Origin of the sequence: Mesorhizobium sp. (genome assembly GCF_004962925.1) — a bacterium.
In the GTDB taxonomy this organism is placed as follows: Bacteria; Pseudomonadota; Alphaproteobacteria; order Rhizobiales; family Rhizobiaceae; genus Mesorhizobium.
Genome location: NZ_SUEO01000101.1, coordinates 1 through 1,974 on the forward strand (window position 1 = coordinate 1; position 1,974 = coordinate 1,974).

3 protein-coding genes are annotated in these 1,974 nt (G+C 62.1%); all 3 read right to left on the reverse strand.

Annotated elements, in window-relative coordinates; all coding sequences use genetic code 11:
- On the reverse strand, positions 1-240 hold a 240-nt coding region (locus tag E5W87_RS19715; RefSeq protein ID WP_292401061.1), incomplete at its 3' end, for a phosphotransferase.
- Positions 241-245: 5 nt separating this feature from the next.
- On the reverse strand, positions 246-1,256 hold the full coding sequence (gene ispH, locus E5W87_RS19720; protein WP_292401066.1) for a 4-hydroxy-3-methylbut-2-enyl diphosphate reductase: 1,011 nt from the start codon (positions 1,254-1,256) through the stop codon (positions 246-248).
- Positions 1,257-1,493: 237 nt separating this feature from the next.
- Positions 1,494-1,974 (reverse strand): SURF1 family protein (locus tag E5W87_RS19725; protein ID WP_292401069.1); only part of this gene is annotated, 481 nt, incomplete at its 5' end.

Genomic DNA, 1,974 nt, shown 5'->3' on the forward strand with positions numbered 1-1,974 from the left:
CGGGCACGAAATGCCTTTTCTCGCGAGATGGCCCATGAGGCCGAGGAAGAACGGCAGGTCGGCCTTGTCGACGCGCTTTTCGTAGAGCGTCAGGATGTAGGAGCCGCTGGTGGTGTGCAGCAGGAAATTCGAGTTCTCGGTGCCTTCGGCGATGCCCTTGTAGGACAGGAGATCGCCGACCGGATAGGCATCCAGGAACGCGCCGAGCTCACTTTCATTGACGTCGGTGTAGACCGCCATGGACCTTACGCGGCCCCGTTGACGAAGGCCATGTCGGCCGCCGTCAGTTCGACGTCGCGCAGGACCCGCATTACCGGAAAATCCTCCGTTTCCGTCGCCGTCACCGCCAGCTCGATCGTCACGTCGAAGCGCTGCCGGAACGCGTCGATGATTTCGTCGACGATGATTTCCGGCGCAGAAGCGCCTGCCGACAGGCCGAGCGTCGAGATGCCGGCAATGTCAGTCCACGGAATTTCGGAAGCGCGCTGTACGAGGAGCGACATCGAGGCGCCGGCGCGTTCAGCCACTTCGACAAGACGCCGCGAATTGGAGGAGTTGGGAGCGCCGACGATCAGGAAGAGATCGGCACCCGCGGCGGTCTCCTTCACCGCCTCCTGGCGGTTCGTAGTGGCATAGCAGATCGATTCCGCCGCCGCCGCATGCAAATCGGGAAAACGATCCTTAAGCACGCGGATGATGCCGGCGGTGTCCTCGACCGAGAGCGTCGTCTGGGTGACGAAACCGAGCGCCTGCGGGTCGGCAGGCACCAATTTCGCGGCGTCGGCTTCGGTCTCGATCAAGGTGACGGCGCCGTCCGGCAATTGCCCCATCGTGCCGATCACTTCCGGGTGGCCGGCATGGCCGATCAGAAGCACGTGGCGGCCGAGCCGCTGATGGCGCATTGCCTGCTTGTGGACCTTCGACACCAGCGGGCAGGTGGCGTCGAGATAGAAGAGGCTACGCGCCTGGGCATCCGCCGGCACCGACTTCGGCACGCCATGCGCCGAAAAGACGACCGGGCTCTGGCGATGCTCCGCCGGTATCTCGGAGAGCTCCTCGATGAACACCGCACCCAGGCTTTGCAGCCCCTCGACGACGTAGCGATTATGTACGATCTCATGGCGGACATAGACCGGCGCGCCGTATTTCTTCAGCGCCAGAACGACGATCTGGATGGCGCGGTCGACGCCGGCGCAGAAGCCCCGTGGCTGGCAGAGCCTTATTGTCAGCGGTGGCTTTGTGGTCGTGTGAAGCATGATTCCCGGCCGGTTGGTCGTATCGTGAACTCAGGTGAACTCAAGGCGCGAAATGAGGTGCACACCCCTGCCCTGTCAAGGGCGCCAGTGGCGATCATTAGAGCGACGTGCGTCCATTTGGACGCACAAAGTACGCTGTAGAGCCGTTCGCAGAACAGCTCTACCTCTTTGTTTTAACGCAATTCCGGACGGAAAACCGTTTCACACTTTTCCTGGAATTGCCCTGACACTTTCAACCTACACATCGTGCTTTCCGAAAATCGATTCCGATTTTCGGGCCGATGCGTCTTTCGCCGGGCGGCGAAGCCTGAAGATGAGGACGCCGGCAAGGGCAGCGGCAAGGCCGTACCAGGTTACGGCATATTGCAAATGGCTGTTCGGCAGGTTGATGACGGTAACGCCACCAACCGGCAGCCCACCCGGGTTCGGCGTCGCGTCCGCGTCGATGAAGAATGGCACCAGCCCCGCGCCGGCCGGCAGGCTCGCGCTTGCCGCCATGGCATCGCGATCCTTCCAGTAAAAGATGTTCTTCTGCGGATCATTGTCGGGAAGCATCATCGAGGGCTTCGCCGACAGCGCGTTGCGGGCGAGCCCCGTCACCGTCACTTGGCCCTCGACCTGGCTTTGCGGGCGCTTGGCTGCGTCCTTGAGATCGTAGGGCACGAAGCCGCGATTGATCAGGACGAAACGGCCGTCCTCCAGATGCAAGGGTGTGAAG

Bases quoted from the DNA above. Each gene is read 5' to 3' on its own strand.
- ispH (WP_292401066.1), bottom strand. From the start codon at position 1,256: ATGCTTCACACGACCACAAAGCCACCGCTGACAATAAGGCTCTGCCAG.